At 69.7% G+C, this 17,462-nt stretch carries 15 protein-coding genes; 7 read left to right on the top strand and 8 right to left on the bottom strand.

Going from position 1 to position 17,462, the window contains the following annotated elements; genetic code table 11:
- Positions 1-209: 209 nt before the first annotated feature.
- Positions 210-590 carry a PAS domain-containing protein gene (locus C6P64_RS16680; RefSeq protein ID WP_105749667.1) on the bottom strand — a complete coding sequence of 127 codons (381 nt, stop codon included), beginning with the start codon at positions 588-590 and terminating at the stop codon, positions 210-212.
- Positions 591-705: 115 nt separating this feature from the next.
- Between C6P64_RS16680 and C6P64_RS16675 the strand changes: the two genes are divergently transcribed.
- On the top strand, positions 706-1,035 hold the full coding sequence (locus C6P64_RS16675) for a TFIIB-type zinc ribbon-containing protein (protein WP_105749666.1): 330 nt from the start codon (positions 706-708) through the stop codon (positions 1,033-1,035).
- A gap of 48 nt (positions 1,036-1,083) precedes the next feature.
- Here C6P64_RS16675 and C6P64_RS16670 read toward each other — a convergent pair whose 3' ends face one another.
- The 4 genes from C6P64_RS16670 to C6P64_RS16655 form a co-directional block, all read right to left on the bottom strand.
- Positions 1,084-2,130 (bottom strand): TRAP transporter substrate-binding protein, encoded by a 1,047-nt coding sequence (locus C6P64_RS16670; RefSeq protein WP_105749665.1) that lies wholly within the window; start codon positions 2,128-2,130, stop codon positions 1,084-1,086.
- A gap of 77 nt (positions 2,131-2,207) precedes the next feature.
- A complete protein-coding gene (locus C6P64_RS16665; RefSeq protein ID WP_105749664.1) occupies positions 2,208-2,468 on the bottom strand; it encodes a DUF2783 domain-containing protein in 261 nt (86 codons plus the stop codon).
- 19 nt (positions 2,469-2,487) lie between these two features.
- Complete coding sequence (locus C6P64_RS16660) at positions 2,488-4,203, bottom strand: FAD-dependent oxidoreductase (protein ID WP_105749663.1); 1,716 nt, start codon at positions 4,201-4,203, stop codon at positions 2,488-2,490.
- Positions 4,204-4,350: 147 nt separating this feature from the next.
- A complete protein-coding gene (locus tag C6P64_RS16655; protein WP_105749662.1) occupies positions 4,351-5,316 on the bottom strand; it encodes an MBL fold metallo-hydrolase in 966 nt (321 codons plus the stop codon).
- 169 nt (positions 5,317-5,485) lie between these two features.
- Here C6P64_RS16655 and C6P64_RS16650 point away from each other — a divergent pair, with 169 nt between their 5' ends.
- Complete coding sequence (locus C6P64_RS16650) at positions 5,486-6,319, top strand: IclR family transcriptional regulator (protein WP_105749661.1); 834 nt, start codon at positions 5,486-5,488, stop codon at positions 6,317-6,319.
- 57 nt (positions 6,320-6,376) lie between these two features.
- On the opposite strand, the gene C6P64_RS18370 is transcribed toward C6P64_RS16650, so the two are convergent.
- Entirely contained in the window at positions 6,377-9,799 is a 3,423-nt protein-coding gene (locus C6P64_RS18370) for a PAS domain S-box protein (RefSeq protein WP_211296875.1), read from the bottom strand.
- A gap of 322 nt (positions 9,800-10,121) precedes the next feature.
- Between C6P64_RS18370 and C6P64_RS16640 the strand changes: the two genes are divergently transcribed.
- Positions 10,122-11,117, top strand: a complete 996-nt coding sequence (locus C6P64_RS16640) for a flavin reductase family protein (RefSeq protein WP_105749659.1) — start codon at positions 10,122-10,124, stop codon at positions 11,115-11,117.
- A gap of 83 nt (positions 11,118-11,200) precedes the next feature.
- Positions 11,201-11,758 carry an RcnB family protein gene (locus tag C6P64_RS16635; RefSeq protein ID WP_105749658.1) on the top strand — a complete coding sequence of 186 codons (558 nt, stop codon included), beginning with the start codon at positions 11,201-11,203 and terminating at the stop codon, positions 11,756-11,758.
- A 75-nt stretch (positions 11,759-11,833) separates the two neighbouring features.
- Here C6P64_RS16635 and C6P64_RS16630 read toward each other — a convergent pair whose 3' ends face one another.
- Both C6P64_RS16630 and C6P64_RS16625 read right to left on the bottom strand, forming a co-directional pair.
- On the bottom strand, positions 11,834-12,037 hold the full coding sequence (locus C6P64_RS16630) for a hypothetical protein (protein WP_105749657.1): 204 nt from the start codon (positions 12,035-12,037) through the stop codon (positions 11,834-11,836).
- A gap of 114 nt (positions 12,038-12,151) precedes the next feature.
- Entirely contained in the window at positions 12,152-12,793 is a 642-nt protein-coding gene (locus tag C6P64_RS16625; protein ID WP_105749656.1) for a DedA family protein, read from the bottom strand.
- A 24-nt stretch (positions 12,794-12,817) separates the two neighbouring features.
- Here C6P64_RS16625 and mutL point away from each other — a divergent pair, with 24 nt between their 5' ends.
- From mutL to miaA, 3 genes are read left to right on the top strand one after another with little or no spacing between them, the layout of a single operon-like run.
- Positions 12,818-14,974, top strand: coding sequence for a DNA mismatch repair endonuclease MutL (gene mutL / locus C6P64_RS16620; RefSeq protein ID WP_105749655.1), 2,157 nt, complete (start codon positions 12,818-12,820; stop codon positions 14,972-14,974).
- A 3-nt stretch (positions 14,975-14,977) separates the two neighbouring features.
- On the top strand, positions 14,978-16,219 hold the full coding sequence (locus C6P64_RS16615) for a multidrug effflux MFS transporter (protein ID WP_105749654.1): 1,242 nt from the start codon (positions 14,978-14,980) through the stop codon (positions 16,217-16,219).
- A 52-nt stretch (positions 16,220-16,271) separates the two neighbouring features.
- Positions 16,272-17,294, top strand: a complete 1,023-nt coding sequence (gene miaA / locus C6P64_RS16610; protein WP_105749653.1) for a tRNA (adenosine(37)-N6)-dimethylallyltransferase MiaA — start codon at positions 16,272-16,274, stop codon at positions 17,292-17,294.
- Positions 17,295-17,462 lie beyond the last annotated feature (168 nt).

Here is a 17,462-nt window from a genome sequence, read left to right as displayed (position 1 = left end):
ACGTACAGGATGGCGTTGACCACCTCGAAGTTGTCCAGCCGCACGTTGCCCCGCTGGCGTGGCAGCAGTGGAGCGATCTGTTCGAATTGCTCGCGAGTCAGTTGCATCGCAACAGTTTCGAGCCAAGTCCACTGCCTTGTCAACTTGCGTTAACAGGCCCTAGGTTCGGATCTTGCATCACCTCAGCCCACCTTCAAGACGGTCGGGCCTCACCGGCTCGGCGGCTTGGCCGCACGGGCGATCGCCACCGAGCCCAGCACGCCGCCAGCCGGGTCGGCGACGACCGCAAAGCTCATCTCCACATAGCGTGTCTCGCCGGAACCATGCAAGGCCTTGGTCAGCGTCGGCTGGCCGGCATGTTTCGTCCGGCCCGCCGCGATGGCCCGGTGGTAGCCGGCCCAGTGCGGCGCGCGCAGGCGCTCGGGAATGATCAGGTCCAGGCTTTGCCCCAGGGCCTGGCCGGCGGTGAAACCGAACAACTGCTCGGCAGCGAGGTTCCAGCGGCGGATGAGCCCCTCGCGGTCGGCGTAGATGATGGCATCGGCGCTTTGCTCGAGAATGGCCGAGCACAGGGACGGATCGGGGTTCAAGGCGGGCTCCTTTATGCTGGCATTCTATCGACAGGGCGACGGTGACCGCACGGCAAGGCCGCCCATCGAAATCGTGCTGCAATCCAGGTCAGCTCCAACCCAGTGAGACTCATCCATGCAATGTCCTGTCTGCCCCGACACCCTGCTCGCCATGACCGAGCGCCAGGGGATTGAAATCGACTACTGCCCGAAATGCCGCGGCATCTGGCTCGACCGCGGCGAGCTCGACAAGCTGATCGAGCGCAGCGCCGAGGCCCAGTCTGCCTCCCAGCCCCAGCCGGCTCCCCAGCCGCAAGCGCCGCAGCAGGCCTACCACCAGGAGGCACCGCGCGACTTCCGCTATTCGGACTTCGGCAAGGACCGGCACCATTCCGGCCATTACCAGCAGGGCTACTACCCGCAGAAAAAGAAGAAGTCCTGGCTCAGCGAGCTGTTCGACGACTGATAGTTGCTGCTCTGCGGGCCAGGGCCGGACCGCGGTCCGGCCCGGCGCTCACTTGCCGAGGTACTTGCTGCCGATAGCGTGGACCTCGGCCGCCAGCTTGGTGCCGTCCAGGCCCTTGGCGGTGGCCTGCTTGATCCAGTCGGCCTCGACGCTGGCCGATGCCTTGACCATGGCCTTGTAGTCGGCGTCCTTGATCGTCAGCGCCTTGTTGCCCTGGGCGATCATCTTCTTGCGTGCCTCGGCGTTGCCCTGGTCCCAGACCTTGCCCGCGAGATCGACCAGCACCTGGCCGCTGTGCTTGTCGATCACGGCCTTGAGCTCGGGATCGAGCTTGTCGTACTTGGCCTTGTTCATGAGCACCGCCATCGGTGTCTGCGAGAAGCCGGGCTGGTTGGCCGCGCCCTCGATGTGGTACTTGGTGACCTCGTCGATCTTGGTGGCGGGCAGCACCTCCCAGGGCGCCATCGCGCCATCGATCACGCCCTTCGAGATGCCCTCGGTCACGGCCGCCACCGGCATGTTGACCGGGGTGCCGCCGAGCGCGGTCAGGAACAGCGAGGTGAAGCGCGACGGGCTGCGCAGCTTCAGGCCCTTGAGGTCTTCTGTCGTCATGACCGGCTTGCTGGCGGTGCTGATGACGACGTTCGATGCCGAGAAGATGGCCAGCACCTTGAAGTCCTTGAAGTCATCCATGCCGTGCTTCTGCGTGTACTCCCACATGGCGCGCGAGCCAGCCAGGCCGTCGGGCGGCAGGGTGAAGGGCAGCTCGAGCGCCTCGGTGCGCGGGAAGCGGCCGGTCGAGTAGCTCGGCGAGGTCCAGACCACGTCGGCGACGCCGTTCTTGACCTGGTCGGCCAGTTGCGGCGGGGTGCCGCCGAGCTGCAGCGCCGGGTAGAGCTGGCACTTCATCTTGCCGCCCGAATCCTTCTCGATCGCGGCGCACCAGGGTTCGGCCACGCCCTTGTGGAAGTTCGAGTTCGACGCCAGGAAATGCGAGAACTTGATCGTGACCTGCTGGGCCTGGGCCGTGGTCGCGGCCATCAGAAAGGGAGCGGCGCTTGCCAGCGCGGCGAGCAACTTGGAATTGAATTTCATGCTTGTCTCCTGTGGGTTTGCGCAACGAGGGAATGGCGGCTCTGCGGCCGCTTGTGATCGGTCAGACGAATTCGGGCTCAGGCGGCGGCATGGGTCGGCGCCACGGGCGTGATCGCCTGCCTGTCCGCGCCTGGCGGCTGCAGCGGCGCGGCGTCCTGGCCGCGCGCGAGCCGGAAGGCCTGCTTGAGCAGGTCGAGGTCGCCGATGTGGTTGGCCAGCAGCAGCACCAGGCGCGCGTTCATGACATGGCTCTGCTCGGTGCTCAGGCCCTGGTGGGCCTCGATCAGCGCCTCGTACATGTCGTCGTAGTTCAGCGGGGTGACTTGGGTGTTGAGCATGGGGTTCTCCGGTTCGGGCTCAGGCGGCGGTGGCGACTGCGACTGCGACTGCGACTGCGACTGCGGCTGCGACTGCGGCTGCGGCTGCGCGGGACTGGGCGGTAGCGGTGGCCAGCGCGGCGCGCACGGCGGCTTCGCTCGGCTGGCGCCAGCGCGCGGCCACATGCTGGTCCGGGCGGATCAGGTAGGCGCAACCCGGGCTGGCGTCCAGGCGCTGGGCGACCAGGCCCTGCACATCGAGCAGGTCGCGGCCGATCGAGATCGTGCGAACATGCTCGAGGGCCTGGGTCCATGCAGGTGCATCGCCGAACACCAGCAGCGTGAAGTCGGCGCCAGTCTCGCGCAGCAGCCAGCTGGCCTGGCCGTCGGCGCGCTGCACCGGGGCGTCGGTCAGCACGGCGCCCGGCACCATCTTGCCGGCGAAGGCATCGACATCTGGCGTGTTGAGCGCCGAGCCATGCAGGGTGGCCGGCACCGACAGGCGGCCACTGTTGACCAGGCGACGGGCAAACTCGTGCTCGCGTGCCAGTCCCAGCGTGACGTCGCGGAACAGCCGGCTGATCTCGCTCTTGGGCGTGATGAAGTCGGTGGCGCGGGTCGAGTTGCGGATGTTCTCGTCGGCCGCGTACTCGCGCTCGGGGCCGTAGCTCTGCAGCAGCTCGACGCCGGCGCGGCCCTTGAGCACCCAGTCCAGCTTCCAGGCCAGGTTGTCGGCATCCTGCACGCCGCTGTTGGCGCCACGGGCACCGAAGGGCGAGACGCCATGCGCGCAGTCGCCCGCGAACACCACCCGGCCATGCACGAACTGGTCCATGCGCAGGCAGGCGAAGGTATAGACGCTGGCCCATTCGAGCGTGAACTCGGTGTCCTGGCCCAGCAGCGCCTTGACACGCGGGATGATGTTCTCGGGCTTCTTCTCCTGTTCCGGGTCGGCGTCCCAGCCGAGCTGGAAGTCGATGCGCCAGACGTTGTCGGGCTCGCGGTGCAGCAGCACGCTCTGGTTCGGGTGGAAGGGCGGGTCGAACCAGAACCAGCGCTCGGTCGGGAAGTCGGCCGTCATCTTGACGTCGGCGATCAGGAAGCGGTCCTGGAAGATGCGGCCCTTGCTCTCGAGGCCCATCAGCTGGCGCATGGTCGAGCGCGAGCCGTCGCAGGCCAGCACCCAGCCGGCGTCGATCCGGTAGCTGCCCTCGGGGGTGTCGATGCCGAGCAGCGCGCCGTCGTCGCGCGGCTCGATGCCGCTGACCTTGTTGTCCCAGCGGATCTCGATATTGGGCAGCTGCAGGCAGCGCTCGACCAGGTAGGCCTCGCAGTAGTACTGCTGCAGGTTGATGAAGGCCGGGCGCTCGTGGCCGTCCTCGGGCAACAGGTTGAACTGGTAGACCTGTTCGTCGCGCAGGAAGACCTTGCCCAGGTTCCAGGACACGCCCTTGTCGACCATCGGGTCGCCGACGCCGAGGCGGTCCCAGATCTCGAGCGTGCGCTTGGCAAAGCACAGCGCGCGCGAGCCGATCGAGAGCCGGTGGTCGTTGTCGAGCAGCAGCACCGGCTGGCCGCGCTGGGCCAGGTCGATCGCCAGCGTCAGGCCGACCGGGCCGGCACCGACGATGACGACCGGATGATGGACCGGACGCTCGGCGTCCTGGTCGGGCGAGCGCTGGTAGGCGAACTCGATCGCCTGCACCTGGGCGCCGTCGCCGCGGAAGGGATAGTGGGAAAGGTCTTCGCGTTTCATGTCTTGCCTCTGCTGGGTGAAAGCCACCGCATCGATGGCTGTGTTGGATCCGGGCAAAGCTCCGCCCTGCCGGCCGCGCAAGGCGCTGCCGGCGGCAGTGGAGTCGGAATTCAGCGCCGGCTGCTCAAGGAGCCCACGCCTTGGGCATCAGCCCTCGAGCGCCAGCCACATCTGGCGGTCGCGCTCGGCGGTCCAGATGCGCGGGTGCTGGTGCTCGGTCGCCTCGTCATAGGCGCGGGTCACGTCGAACGGCATGCAGTGGTTGAAGATGACCCAGTGGCCGTATTTCGGCTGCAGCCTGGCGAAGGTCTCCTCGTAGACCGCGCGCAGGTCCTTGCCGGCGGCGGCACCGGCCTGCACGCTCTCGTACAGGTCCTGGATGAAGTCGCGCGTACCCTGCAGGCCGGCCTGCACCTGCTCAGGGGTGGTCAGCGCGGCGCCGCGGCCGGGCACGAGCTTCTCGGGCTTGAGCGCGGCGACGTTGTCGAGCGTCTGCGGCCAGTCCTTGAAGTAGGCGTCGCCCGCGTAGGGGGTGGCGTCGAACTCGACCAGATCGCCCGAGAACAGGATCTTCTCGGACGGAATCCAGGCCACGGTGTCGCCCTTGGTGTGGCCGCGGCCGAGCTGGATCAGCTGCACCTCGAGCTTGCCGAGCCAGATGCTCATCCTGCCCTCGAAGGTCATGGTCGGCCAGGTCAGGCCTTCCGGGATGCTCTCGACGTTCTGGAACAGGCGCGGAAAGCGGCCGATCTCGCTGTCCTTGTCGAACTGGCCGCGCTCGACCACCAGGTCGTAGGTGTCGCGGCTGGCGATGATCTGCTCGCCGCCCTCGGCCATGTAGGCGGAGGCACCCAGCACGCGCACCGCGTGGTAATGGCTCATCACCACGTACTTGATCGGCTTGTCGGTGATCTCGCGGATGCGGCGGATCACGTCCTGCGCCATCACCGGCGTGGCCTGGGTGTCGATCACCATCACGGCGTCGTCGCCAATGATGATGCCGGTGTTCGGGTCGCCCTCGGCGGTATAGGCGTAGGCATGCTCGGACAGCTTCTCGAAGGTGACTTTCTTTTCTTCGAGGTCGGCGGCGGAAGCGAAGGTCTTGCTGCTCATGGCGGTTCCAGGTTGAAATTCGTCAATGACGAACGTGTTTAACGAAATGACTGACCGCGATGGTAGCCAAAATATTCGTCATTGACAAACCAATTCACTTAGGTAAAAACCCTTGGCCATTGACCCTTGATCCTTGGCCCCCCTCGCCTTCTGCGCCGACAATAGGCCCATGGTCAGAACTTCCGCATCGCACAAGCCGCCCGCCGCCCCCAGCTTGCCAAGCCAGGAAGCGGGCGAAACCCGCACCTCGCGCGGCATCCAGAGCGTCGAGGTCGGCGGCCAGCTGCTCAAGGCGCTGGCGCACACCGGACGGCGCATGGCATTGAAGGACCTCGCGCGCGAGGCCGACATGACGCCGGCCAAGGCCCACCCTTACCTGGTGAGCTTCGGCAAGCTCGGGCTGATCGAGCAGGACCCGGTCAGCGGCCACTACGGCCTGGGGCCGCTGGCAATGCAGCTCGGCCTGATCAGCCTGCAGCAGGTCGACCCGGTCCGGCTCGCGATTGCCGCCCTGCCAGGGCTGGCGCACAAGCTCGGCTGCACCATGTCGGTGGCGGTCTGGGGCGGGCTGTCGCCGATCATCATCCGGGTCGAGGAAGGGCCGACGCCGGTGCATATCTCGATGCGCCACGGCAGCGCGGCCTCGATGCGCCATACCGCGACCGGCAAGGTGTTCGCGGCCCTGCGCCCGGCCGAGGAGGTCGCGCAGGCGCTGGCGCGCGAGGGCCATGCCGGCGCGCTGGACGAGCCCGGCTTCGCGGCGGAATTGCAGGCGGTGCGCCAGGGCGGCCTGAGCCGGGTACAGGACGAGCTGCACCTGGGCATCAGCGGGCTGGCGGCGCCGGTGTTCGACGGCTTCGGCCGGTTGGCGCTGGTGATCGCCGCGATCGGGCCCACCGCGAGCATGCAGCTCGATGAGGCCAGCCCGCAGGCGCTGACCCTCAAGCAGGCCAGCCAGTCGATCAGCGAACGGCTGGGCGCGCGGCGGCTCGAGTCAGACTGAGTCGGCGCCAGCCAGGCGCTGGCGGCTGCCGCCCGCATCAGGTCGCGGCGGCGGCACTCAGCGCCAGGGCGCGCTGGCCTCGACCAGGCCGGCGATCGAGCGCTCCAGCGCCAGCAGCGCCGGCTCGAGCTCCTCCTGGCCGCGGTCAATCGCCTCCTCGAGCGCGGCGGCCGACTGCATCAGCCCGCTCGCGCACAGGAAGCCCGCGCTGCCGCGCAGAGTGTGCATGCGACGGGCAGCAGCCTCGCGCTCGCCGCGCGCGAGCTCGCCCCGGACCTGGCGCACGGCATCGCGGTGCTCGGCGACGAACATCGCGAGCAGGTCGAGGAAGATCTCGCGGTCGCCACCCAGGCGCTGCGCGGCGCGCTCAGTGTCGAGTCCGGCAATGGCTGGAAAGCCGGTCGCACCGGCCGGCTTCGCGGCGCCTGGCTTGGCGTTTGCAGGTACTGCGGCTGGCGCGCAGGCGCCCGGCGCTGGCAAGGCCGCCGGCCCGCCTGGCGCAGGGGGCGGCACAGGCCGGACTTCGGAGCCCGGGACGGACGGCCGGGGCCGGACCCATTGCGACAGCAGGGTCACCATCTGCTCGAGGTCCATCGGCTTGGGCAGCACCTCGTTGGCGCCGGCCGCGCGCGCGGCGGCCTGCTGCTCCTCGCGCACGCCGGCGGTGAAGGCGATCACTGGCAGCTCGCGCAGGCCCAGCTCGCTGCGGATCAGGCGGGTCGCGCTCAGGCCGTCGAGCACCGGCATCTGGATGTCCATCAGCACCGCATCGAAGGCGTCCGGGCCCGACCTGAGCCGCTGCAGCGCCTGCTGGCCATCGGCCGCCAGGGTCGCGCTCGCGCCCTCGAGCTGCAGCGCGCGCTCGACCAGGTCGCGGTTCATCGCGCTGTCGTCGACCACCAGGACATGGGCGCCGAGCAGGCGCGGCGCGGATGGCCCGGGCGGCGCGCGGCGCGCGGCGGGCTCGCAGGCCAGCGCGGTGCGCTCGAAGGGCAGCTCGAACCAGAACTGGCTGCCCTGGCCGGGCTGGCTCTCGGCGCCGATCTCGCCGCCCATCAGCTCGACCAGGCGCTTGCAGATCGACAGGCCCAGCCCGGTGCCGCCGAAGCGCCGGCCAATGCCGGCATCGGCCTGGGTGAAGGGCGAGAACAGGCGCTCGAGCGCCTCGGGCGCGATGCCGATGCCGCTGTCGCTGACCTCGAAGCGCAGCCAGAGGCTGCCCTGCTCCTGCTCGGTCACGCGCACGCGCAGCTCGACGCGGCCCTGCTCGGTGAACTTGACCGCGTTGCCGAGCAGGTTGAGCAGGATCTGCTCGAGCCTGAGCCCGTCGCCGAGCAGCGGCCCGGGATCGGGCTGCGGCGCCTGCAGCTGCAGGCTCAGGCCCTTGGAGCGGGCGACCTGGCCCATCAGGCTGTCGACATTGGCCAGCAGCGCGGCAAGCTCGAACGGACGCGGCTCCAGGCGCAGCTGACCGGCCTCGATCTTGGACAGGTCGAGCACGTCGTTGAGGATGGCCAGCAGCGACTGGCCGGCACTGCGGATGCGCTCGACCATCTCGCGCTGGCGGCCCGACAGCGGCTCGCGCTCGAGCACCTGGGCCAGCCCGAGCACGGCATTCATCGGGGTCCGGATCTCGTGGCTCATGTGGGCCAGGAACTCGCTCTTGGCGGCATTGGCCGCCTCGGCCTCGTCATAGGCCTGCTGCAGCTCATGTTCGTAGCGCTTGCGTTCGCTGATGTCGCGCGCCACCGCCAGCACCTCGACGAAGCGGCCGTCGGCGCTCAGCAGCGGACTGAACATGATCTCGACCCAGAGGCTGGTGCCGCTGCGGTGGCGCAACTCGATCTCGGCCCGGAAGCCCTCGAGTGGCAGCTGGACCGCCTGGCGCTCGCGCAGCGACTGGAAATAGGCCTGGACGGTCTGGCTGGAGGCCGGCGTCAGCAGCTGGTCCAGGCTCTGGCGCATGACCTCGTCGACGCGGTAGCCGCACAGCTTCTCGACCGAGGGGCTGACATAGGTGTAGCGGCCGTCGATGTCGAGCGTCACGATCACGTCGATCGCGTTCTGTGCAATCAGGCGGTGCCGCTCCTGGCTGATGCGCAGCCGCTCCTCGATCTCGCGCCGCTCGGTGATGTCCTCCACCAGCACCAGGCAGAGCGCGGGGCGCTGCAGCCCTTCCTGCACCGGCGCGCCGCTCAGGCTGGCCCAGACCGTGGCGCCGTCGGGTCGCCGGTAGCGCTTGACCAGCTTGAGGCTGGAGACCTCGCCGGCCAGCAAACGGGCCATGCCGGCGCGGCTCTGCGCGACATCGTCCGGGTGGGTGAACTGCAGCGGGTCCTGGCCCTCGAGCGCGGCCGGACTGCGCCCGACCATCTCGGCAAAGCGCGCATTGGACTCGACGATGCGGCCGTCGCGCGCATCGACCAGCACCGCGCCGAGCGCCGCCTGCTCGAACATGACGCGAAAGCGCGCCTCGGCCGCGCGCTGGGCCTGCAGCAGGGCCAGCTGCTGCGCCTGCCGGTCGCGGCGCCAGGCCTGGTAGCCGGCGCTGTAGACCAGCAGCAGGCCCAGCCCCATGACCAGGGCCACGACCCAGGACATGGTGCGCACGCCGGCATAGGCCTCGACCTCGTCGATCTCGGCGATCATCAGCCAGGAGCTGCCGGCCACGGCGGCGGAATAGGCCAGCACCGGCTGGCGGCGGTAGTCGCGTCCGCCGGCGATGATGCCGCGCTCGCCCTTGACCGCGCGCGCGGCCGGCAGGTCGGGCGTGCCCAGGGACTGGCTCAGGGTCAGCGCGGCATCGCGCCGATGGCGCAGCGGCGTCAGGAACAGCACCTGCTCGCCTTCGCGCCGCACCAGATAGGTCTCGGCGGTGCGGGTCGGCACCGGCCAGGACTCGACCAGCGGATAGAGGTCGCGATCGGCGCGCCAGTTCACGTAGACGACGGCCAGCGGCGGCCGGCCCGGACGGCCCAGCGGTGCGAGCAGCCCGTAATGGGCCGCGCCGTCGGCCTGGCGCTGCAGGTCGACCAGCTCGATGCGCGGCTGGCGCGCGATGTCGCGCACCCGCTCGGACAGCTCGCCATGACGCACATCGCCGACCGACAGCATCATGGCTCCGCCCGGCTCCAGGATTGCCAGCCCTTCCCAGGCGCGCACGCGGGCCAGCTCGGCCATGCGTGCCTTGATCTGCTCGCGCAGCACGGCATCGCGGCGATCGCGGCGCAGCCATTGCTCGAACAGCAGCTCAAGCTGCGAGTGGCCGGAGAAGTACAGCTCGGCATCGAGCCGCCGCTCGGCCAGCGAGTCCTCGATCTGCTGGCGCTTCTGCTCGGCGATCACCGCCAGCGTGCGGTGGGTCTCGTCGCGCACCTGCTGGCTCAGGTAGCGGTAGCCGAAAGCCCCCACCAGCATGATCAGCAGCGTGAGCGCCAGCAACGGCAGCGCAAAGCGCAGCCAGGTCTTGCGGCCAGGCATCATCCCGCACCGCCTGCAGCAGGCATCTCGGCCTTGTCCCGATCCCAGGCGCAACAGCGGCCCTCCCGGTCCGAGGACAGGCAAGCAGGCGGCATCAGCAGGGGTTTTCTGCACATGGTCTTCATACTAGCAAATCAGAGCCGCGAAAATCGGTGCAATCTGCCATTACTGCCAAGCCGAGCCGGAATCTGGCGGCCAGTCGCAGCGCCCGGGCCCGGCCTGAGCGCCGGCCCCGACAGCAATAGGCGCACCAGGGAAATGGGCAAACCGCTATGATCCCACCCCTTCCCCCCGTTCCACCCCTCAAGCCAAAGACCAAGAGATGAGCCAGGCCAGCGCAAACTTGTCCCGCGAAGCGACGGCGCAGCACGCCACGGCACGCGAACCGATCGAGGCCGGCGATCCGGCAAGCGACGCCCGCGCGCTGCGGCGCTGCCTGGGCCAGTTCCCGACCGGCGTGACGGTCGTGACCGCGCGCAACGGCGAGCGCCTGGTCGGCATGGCGGTCAACTCCTTCGCGGCGGTCTCGCTGGTCCCGCCGCTGGTGCTGTGGTCGATCCGGCGCGAATCCTCCAGCGCGCAGGATTTCCTGCAGGCCGGCCATTACGCGGTCAGCGTGCTGGCCGACGACCAGGTCGAGCTCTCGCAGCTGTTCGGCTCCTCGCACCCGGAGCGCTTCGAGCGCACGCGCTGGCAGGCCGGACTGCACGGGGCGCCGCTGATCGAGGGCGCGATCGCCCACCTCGAATGCCGGCTCGAGCAGGTGCACGAGGGCGGCGACCACCTGATCCTGGTCGGCCATGTCGAGCGCTATGCGCGCTTCGAGGGTGCGCCGCTGCTGTTCACCCAGGGGCATTACGGCGTCGCCCAGGAGCATCCGGCACTGGCCGAAACCCTCCCGCCCAGCGGCCCGGATGCAGCGCCCCTGTTGTCCGACGCCGAGCTGCTGCGCCAGCTGGTCTATGCCAGCCAGCGCCTGTCGCTGGATTTCGAGTCGCACCGGCAGGCGCTCGGCCTGGACATGCCGATGTCGCGCCTGCTCAACCGCCTGCTCGAGGGTGCCTGCGAGCGGGCCGAGCTCGGCCGCGCCACCTACCTGGAGCCGGAAGAAGTCGCCGACGGCCTGGCCGGACTGGAACAGCAGGGGCTGCTGTGCCACCGCGACGACGGGCAGGTCGAGCTCAGCGCGGCAGGACGCGAACGCCAGGCCGCCATCTCCGGGTCGGCCGGCCACTACATGAAGGACAAGCTGGGCCAGATCGCCGAGGCCGACCTCGCCGCCTTCAAGCGGGTGCTGCTGGCCCTGGGCCAGGACTGAGCCAGCGCCCTTCGCTTCGGCCTTGAAGCGGAGCGGCAATTGCGGCCTAATGATCCTGTCGATTCATAGCCAGGAGGAAGATCATGAGCCTTGCCAAGATTGCCGCCGCGGCGCTGTGTGCCAGCGCCCTCGTGGCCCCATGCTGGGCCGAGAAGCCCGACTGGGCCGGCGGCCCAGGACACAAGCGCGAGCCGATGCATGAGCAGATGCGCGAGTCCCAAGGACCCGGTCACGGCGCCTACCAGGATGGCCACCAGGAGCGGGGCTACGGCCCCAGGCATGAACAGGTCCGGCCCGGCAAAGCTGTCCTGCCGCCGGGCGCCAGCGGCGCGAAGTTCGGCGACCGGCAGCGCGAATCGGTGCGCGACTACTTCGAGCCCCGGGTCCGGGCCGGCCGCTGCCCGCCCGGACTGGCCAAGAAGCACAACGGCTGCCTGCCACCCGGCCAGGCCAGGAAATGGGCGATCGGACAGGCGCTGCCGCGCGAGCTGGTGCGCTATCCGCTGCCGGTCGAGCTCAAGCGCGAGCTCGGTCGCCCGCCGGCCGGCTATGAATATGTGCGCGTCGACAACGACATCCTGCTGCTGATCATCGGCACCGGCATGGTCGTCGACGAGATCGAGAACCTGGGCGGCTTCTAGGGCACCAGGCGAAACGGGCTGCCTGGGCAGCCCGCCTTGCCGGACGCGGCCCATGCGGGCCGCGCACAACCGCGATCAGTCGCCGTGACCCGGCGAATGACGCCTTTCCTGCGACTGGTTGTTGCTGCCGACATGGGACTCGCGGTCGCTGCGGCTCTCGGGCGTGCGATGGCCCTGGTTGAGCTGGGTCGCATCCTGCTCGCCCATCTTGTTGTGGTCGTTCTCGACCTTGCGGGCATGGGGTTCCTGCTGGTCGGCTGGGCTCTGGTTCTTCGTCATACTCGACTCCCACGTTGGATAAAGCAAAAATGATCAGTGGACAGCGCTAACTTACCGCAAGCCGGGCGGCTGCGCTAGCCCCCTGGCCAGTCCGTGGGAGATGGCAGGGCCGGTTCAGGCCGGCTGGCGGCCGGCGCGCCAGGCGCCGAACAGCGCGATCAGGCCCGGCACCAGGATCAGGGCCCAGATGATCTTGCTCAGGTTGGCCTGGACCCAGGGCATGTTGCCGAACAGGTAGCCCGCCAGCGTCAGGCCGCAGACCCAGAGCAGGCCGCCAGCGACGTTGTAGGCGGTGAACTTGGGGCGCGACATCGCGGCCACGCCGGCGACGAAGGGCGCGAAGGTGCGGATGAAGGGCATGAAGCGGGCCAGGATGATGGTGATGCCGCCATAGCGCTCGTAGAAGGCATGGGCCTGCTCGAAGGCGCGCTTGTTGAAGAAGCGCGAGTCCTCCCACTGGAAGACCTTGGGGCCGAAGTAGCGCCCGATCTGGTAGTTGAGCTGGTCGCCCAGTATCGCCGCGAGCACCAGCAGCCCCATGGCCAGCGGCAGGCTGATCAGGCCCGCGCCCGCGAGCGCGCCGACGATGAACAGCAGCGAGTCGCCCGGCAGGAAGGGCATGACGACCAGGCCGGTCTCGACGAAGACGATCAGGAACAGCAGCGCATAGACCCAGGCGCCATAGCTGGCGACGAAGGCCTGCAGATGCTTGTCGACATGGAGGATGAAATCGATCAGGAAGGGAATGATGTCCATGATGCGAGATTATCCAGCCTCCCGATGACAAAAGCGGCCAGACGGCCGGCCACCTACAATCCAAGGGTGAATTCCAGCTCCAGCGCCCATCCCCTGCCCGACTCCGGGCCATCTGCCGCCGCGCCAGTGCCGCGGCGCCCGATCCGCGAACTGCCCGACGAGTTGATCAGCCAGATCGCCGCCGGCGAGGTGGTCGAGCGCCCGGCCTCGGTGGTGCGCGAGCTGGTCGACAACGCGCTCGATGCCGGTGCGCACCAGATCACGCTGCGGCTGCTCGCCGGCGGCGTGCGGCTGATCTCGGTCGAGGACGATGGCAGCGGCATCCCGCGCGAGGAGCTGACCTCCGCGCTCAAGCGCCATGCGACCAGCAAGATCAGCAATCTGGCCGAGCTCGAAGCGGTCCACACCATGGGTTTTCGCGGCGAGGCGCTGGCGGCGATCCACTCGATCGCCGATGTCAGTCTGCTGTCGCGCGAGGCCGGCGGCGAGGACGGCCATGCCTGGATGCTGCACGGGCGCACCGGCGAGCTGTCGCCAGCCGCGCGCACCCATGGCACCACCGTCGAGGTGCGCGAGCTGTTCTACGCCACGCCGGCGCGGCGCAAGTTCCTCAAGACCGATGCCACCGAGCTCGCGCATTGCCTGGAGGCGGTGCGCCGCCATGCGCTGGCGCGGCCCGAGGTCGGCTTCGCGGTCTGGCACGAGGGCAAGCTGATCGAGCAATGGCGCGCCTGCCACCAGGACGACCCGCAGGCCGCGCTGGCGCAGCGCCTGGGCGACCTGCTGGGGCAGGAGTTCCTGGCGCAGAGCCTGGCGCTGGACTGGCAGGGCCAGGGCATCCGGGTCTGGGGCCGGACCGGGCTGCCCGACGCGGCGCGCGCGCGCGCCGACCGCCAGTTCGCCTATGTCAATGGCCGCTTCGTGCGCGACAAGGTGATCAGCCATGCCGCGCGCAGCGCCTACGAGGACGTGCTGCACGGCCAGCGCCAGCCCAGCTACGCGCTGTTCATCGAGATCGATCCGACCCGGGTCGACGTCAACGTGCATCCGACCAAGATCGAGGTGCGCTTTCGCGACGGGCGCGAGGTACACCAGGCGGTGCGCCACGCGATCGAGAATGCGCTGGCCAAGCCGCGCTCGGCGGCGGGCACAGAAGCGGCCGGCCCAGCCGACCCGGCAGCCCAGGGAGCGGCATCCGGCCTGGGCGCCATGGCCGAGGCCGGACCCCAGCCGGCCATGCCACGGGTCCAGCTCGGACTCGGCATCCAGCAGCCGCCCGCCGCGAACCCGAACCCGAACTGGCATCCGGCCTGGAGCCGGCCCGAGCCGGTCGGCCACCAGGTCAAGGACCTGTCGCTGCTCTGGCAGGCGGGGCACGCACGGGAGTCGGCCGCCGCCACACTGGACGGACAGGCCGGCGCGGCGACTGCCTTCGAGCCCGGCCAGCCAGCCGAGCGGCAGCAGCCGGCAGCCCAGCTGCACGCGGCCAGGCCATCGATTGACCCGTCGCTGACGGCGGCGCAGCCGCTGCAGTCCAGCGCCGTCCCGACCTCCGGTGCCGATGCGGTCGAGCCGCCGCACAGCGGCCACTGGCCGCTGGGCCGCGCGATCGCGCAGCTGCACGGCATCTACATCCTGGCCGAGAACGCGCAGGGCCTGGTGCTGGTCGACATGCATGCGGCGCACGAGCGCATCGTCTACGAGAAGCTCAAGCAGCAGTTCGAGGCCAGCCCGGACGCCGGCCTGCAGAGCCAGCCGCTGCTGATTCCGGCCACCTTCGCCGCCACGCCACAGGAGATCGCGACGGCCGAAGGCTGCGCCGAGCAGCTGCGCCAGCTGGGACTGGAGATCTCGCCCTTCTCGCCGCAGACGCTGGCGCTGCGCGCGGTGCCGGCCGCGCTGGCCCAGGGCGACGGGGTCGAGCTCGCGCGCAGCGTGCTGGCCGAACTCGCGCAGCACGAGGCCTCGACCGTGGTGCAGCGCGCGCGCAACGAGCTGCTCGCGACCATGGCCTGCCATGGCGCAGTGCGCGCCAGCCGGCGCCTGACGCTGGAGGAAATGAACGGCCTGCTGCGCCAGATGGAGACCACCGAACGCAGCGACCAGTGCAACCACGGCCGCCCGACCTGGCGCCAGCTCAAGCTGAGCGAACTCGATGCGCTGTTCCTGCGCGGACGCTGACACATGAAACTCGCCAACCCGCGCTCGATCTCGCCCACCCTGCTGGTCCTGCTGCTGTCACTGCTGATGGGGCTGCAGCCGATCGCGACCGACCTCTACCTGCCCTCGCTGCCGGAACTGACGCGCAGCCTGGGCGGCAGCATGGCGCAGGCCCAGCTCACCCTGACCTCGCTGCTGCTGGGCTTTGGCCTGTCGCAGCTGGTCTGGGGCCCGCTGTCGGACCGCTTCGGCCGCCGCCTGGTACTGATCAGCGGCATGGGCCTGTTCACGCTGGCATCGATCGGCGCGGCGCTGGCCGGCTCGATGCAGGGACTGGTCGGCTGGCGCGGCCTGCAGGGCCTGGCCATGGGCGCCTCGATGATGGGTGCGCGCGCCGTGATCCGCGACCTCTACCAGCCCGCCGAAGGCGCGCGCGTGATGTCCAAGGCGCTCGGCGGACTCGGGCTGATCGCCTGCTTCAGCGGTCCGCTGGGCGGCTGGCTGGCGCAGCATCTGGGCTGGCGCGCGGCGCTGGGCGGGGTCGCGCTGTTTGGCGCCGTCGTGCTCGCGATGCTGCTGTGGCGCCAGCCCGAGACGCTGCAGCAACCCGACCGCGACGCGCTCAAGCCGACCCGCCTGCTGGGCAACTGGGGCCTGATCCTGCGCCACCCGACCTTCTGGTGCCAGGCCATGATCTCGGCCTTCTCCTTCGGCGGGCTGTTCACCTTCCTGTCGCTGGCCACCTTCGTCTTCAGCAGCGATCTCGGACTGAGCCAGTCGGCCTTCGGCCTGGTGATGCTCTCGATGTCGCTGCTCTACATCGCCGGCACCTTCGTCTGCCGCCGCCTGCTGACACGTTTCGGGCTGCGCCGCACGATCGCGATCGCCGGCGGACTGAGCCTGACCGGCGGGCTGGGGCTGGCGCTGGCCACCTGGCTGGAGCTCGCCTCGGCCTGGGCAACAGCGCTGCCTTTCGGGCTCTACATCATGGCGCATGGCATCCACCAGCCCTGCGCGCAGACCGGCTCGATCGCGCCGTTTCCGCAGGCGGCAGGCACGGCATCGGCCTGGGGCGGCTGCCTGGCGATGGTGATGGCGTTCGGCAACGGCCAGACCCTGGGCTGGCTGATCAGCCACGACTGGGTCACGCCGCGGCTGGCGCTGGGCTGGGGCGTGCTGTTCTGGGCCGCGCTGGTCGCGCTCAATGCCTGGACCGCGGTGCAGCGCCATGGCGAGGTACGCACGCCGCTCAAGCGCCTGGGCTGATCCAGGCTGAACCGATGTGATGCCTCCTGACAAGACCCAAGTGCCAGCCGAGATGACCCCTGCCCCCTGTTCCACCCTGGACCGCCGTCCCGGCTGGCTGGCGATTGCCGGCCCGACCGCCTCGGGCAAGACCGCGCTGGCGCTCGCGCTGGCGCAGCGCTGGCCGGTCGAGATCATCAGCGTCGACTCGGCGCTGGTGTTTCGCGGCATGGACATCGGTACCGCCAAGCCCAGCGCGGCGGAACTGGCCAGCGTGCCGCATCACCTGATCGACATCCGCGATCCGCTGCAAGCCTACAGCGCAGCCGAATTCGTGCGCGATGCCAGCGCCCTGCTGGACCAGATCCAGGCACGCGGCAAGCTGCCGCTGCTGGTGGGCGGCACCATGCTCTATTTCAAGGCGCTGTTCGAGGGGCTGGACAAGATGCCGCCGGCCCAGCCCGCGCTGCGCGCCGCCATCGAGGCCGAGGCTGGCGAACTGGGCTGGCCGGCGCTGCATGCGCGCCTGGGCCAGGTCGACCCGCTGACGGCCGCGCGCCTGTCGCCCAACGACAGCCAGCGCATCGGCCGCGCGCTCGAGGTCTGGCGCGCCAGCGGCCGGCCGATCTCGGCCTTCCACACCCGGGACAAGGCGGCCGAAGCCAGCCGCCCCTTGCAGATCCAAGGCCAGCCGGGCCTGCTGCTGTCGCTCGAGCCGGTCGAGCGCGCCTGGCTGCACGAGCGCATCGCGCAGCGCTTCGACGCCATGCTGGCGCAGGGCTTCATTGACGAGATGAGCGCCTTGCGCGCGCGCGGCGACCTGACGCCCGACCTGCCCTCGATGCGCTGCGTCGGCTATCGCCAGGCCTGGGAGGCGCTGGACGCTGCCGAACAGGCCGGCCACGCCGAGCTGACCGCGGCCGAGTTCAGCGAGCTGCGCGACCGCGGCATCTTCGCGACCCGCCAGCTCGCCAAGCGCCAGCTGACCTGGGTGCGCAGCATGACCAGGCGCCAGGTCGTGGCCTGCGACCAGCCGGGTGCGCTGCAGCAGACGCTGGCCAGCATGGAAGCCCTGCTCTCAAGCGGCCAGCCCTGAGGCGGCAAGGGCGATCGGCTCGCCAGCCCCAGGCAGCAAAAAGGGCATCGCGCCGCGATGCCCTCTTGCCTGAAATGCGCCCCGGCTCAGAGCGCCTTGGTCAGCTCCGGCACCGCCGTGAACAGGTCGGCTTCCAGGCCGTAGTCGGCCACCGAGAAGATCGGCGCC

It is taken from the genome of Malikia granosa, from assembly GCF_002980595.1.
Lineage (GTDB): Bacteria > Pseudomonadota > Gammaproteobacteria > Burkholderiales > Burkholderiaceae_C > Malikia > Malikia granosa.
Note: the sequence above shows the minus strand (reverse complement) of the source record. Positions and strands in the feature narration are given on the sequence as shown.

Bases quoted from the DNA above. Each gene is read 5' to 3' on its own strand.
- C6P64_RS16655 (WP_105749662.1), bottom strand. From the start codon at position 5,316: ATGAGCAGCAAGACCTTCGCTTCCGCCGCCGACCTCGAAGAAAAGAAA.
- mutL (WP_105749655.1), top strand. From the start codon at position 12,818: ATGACAAAAGCGGCCAGACGGCCGGCCACCTACAATCCAAGGGTGAAT.
- C6P64_RS16665 (WP_105749664.1), bottom strand. From the start codon at position 2,468: ATGCTCAACACCCAAGTCACCCCGCTGAACTACGACGACATGTACGAG.
- C6P64_RS16675 (WP_105749666.1), top strand. From the start codon at position 706: ATGCAATGTCCTGTCTGCCCCGACACCCTGCTCGCCATGACCGAGCGC.
- C6P64_RS16670 (WP_105749665.1), bottom strand. From the start codon at position 2,130: ATGAAATTCAATTCCAAGTTGCTCGCCGCGCTGGCAAGCGCCGCTCCC.
- C6P64_RS16615 (WP_105749654.1), top strand. From the start codon at position 14,978: ATGAAACTCGCCAACCCGCGCTCGATCTCGCCCACCCTGCTGGTCCTG.
- C6P64_RS16640 (WP_105749659.1), top strand. From the start codon at position 10,122: ATGAGCCAGGCCAGCGCAAACTTGTCCCGCGAAGCGACGGCGCAGCAC.
- C6P64_RS16650 (WP_105749661.1), top strand. From the start codon at position 5,486: ATGGTCAGAACTTCCGCATCGCACAAGCCGCCCGCCGCCCCCAGCTTG.
- C6P64_RS18370 (WP_211296875.1), bottom strand. From the start codon at position 9,799: ATGCCTGGCCGCAAGACCTGGCTGCGCTTTGCGCTGCCGTTGCTGGCG.
- C6P64_RS16625 (WP_105749656.1), bottom strand. From the start codon at position 12,793: ATGGACATCATTCCCTTCCTGATCGATTTCATCCTCCATGTCGACAAG.
- C6P64_RS16635 (WP_105749658.1), top strand. From the start codon at position 11,201: ATGAGCCTTGCCAAGATTGCCGCCGCGGCGCTGTGTGCCAGCGCCCTC.
- C6P64_RS16660 (WP_105749663.1), bottom strand. From the start codon at position 4,203: ATGAAACGCGAAGACCTTTCCCACTATCCCTTCCGCGGCGACGGCGCC.
- miaA (WP_105749653.1), top strand. From the start codon at position 16,272: ATGACCCCTGCCCCCTGTTCCACCCTGGACCGCCGTCCCGGCTGGCTG.
- C6P64_RS16630 (WP_105749657.1), bottom strand. From the start codon at position 12,037: ATGACGAAGAACCAGAGCCCAGCCGACCAGCAGGAACCCCATGCCCGC.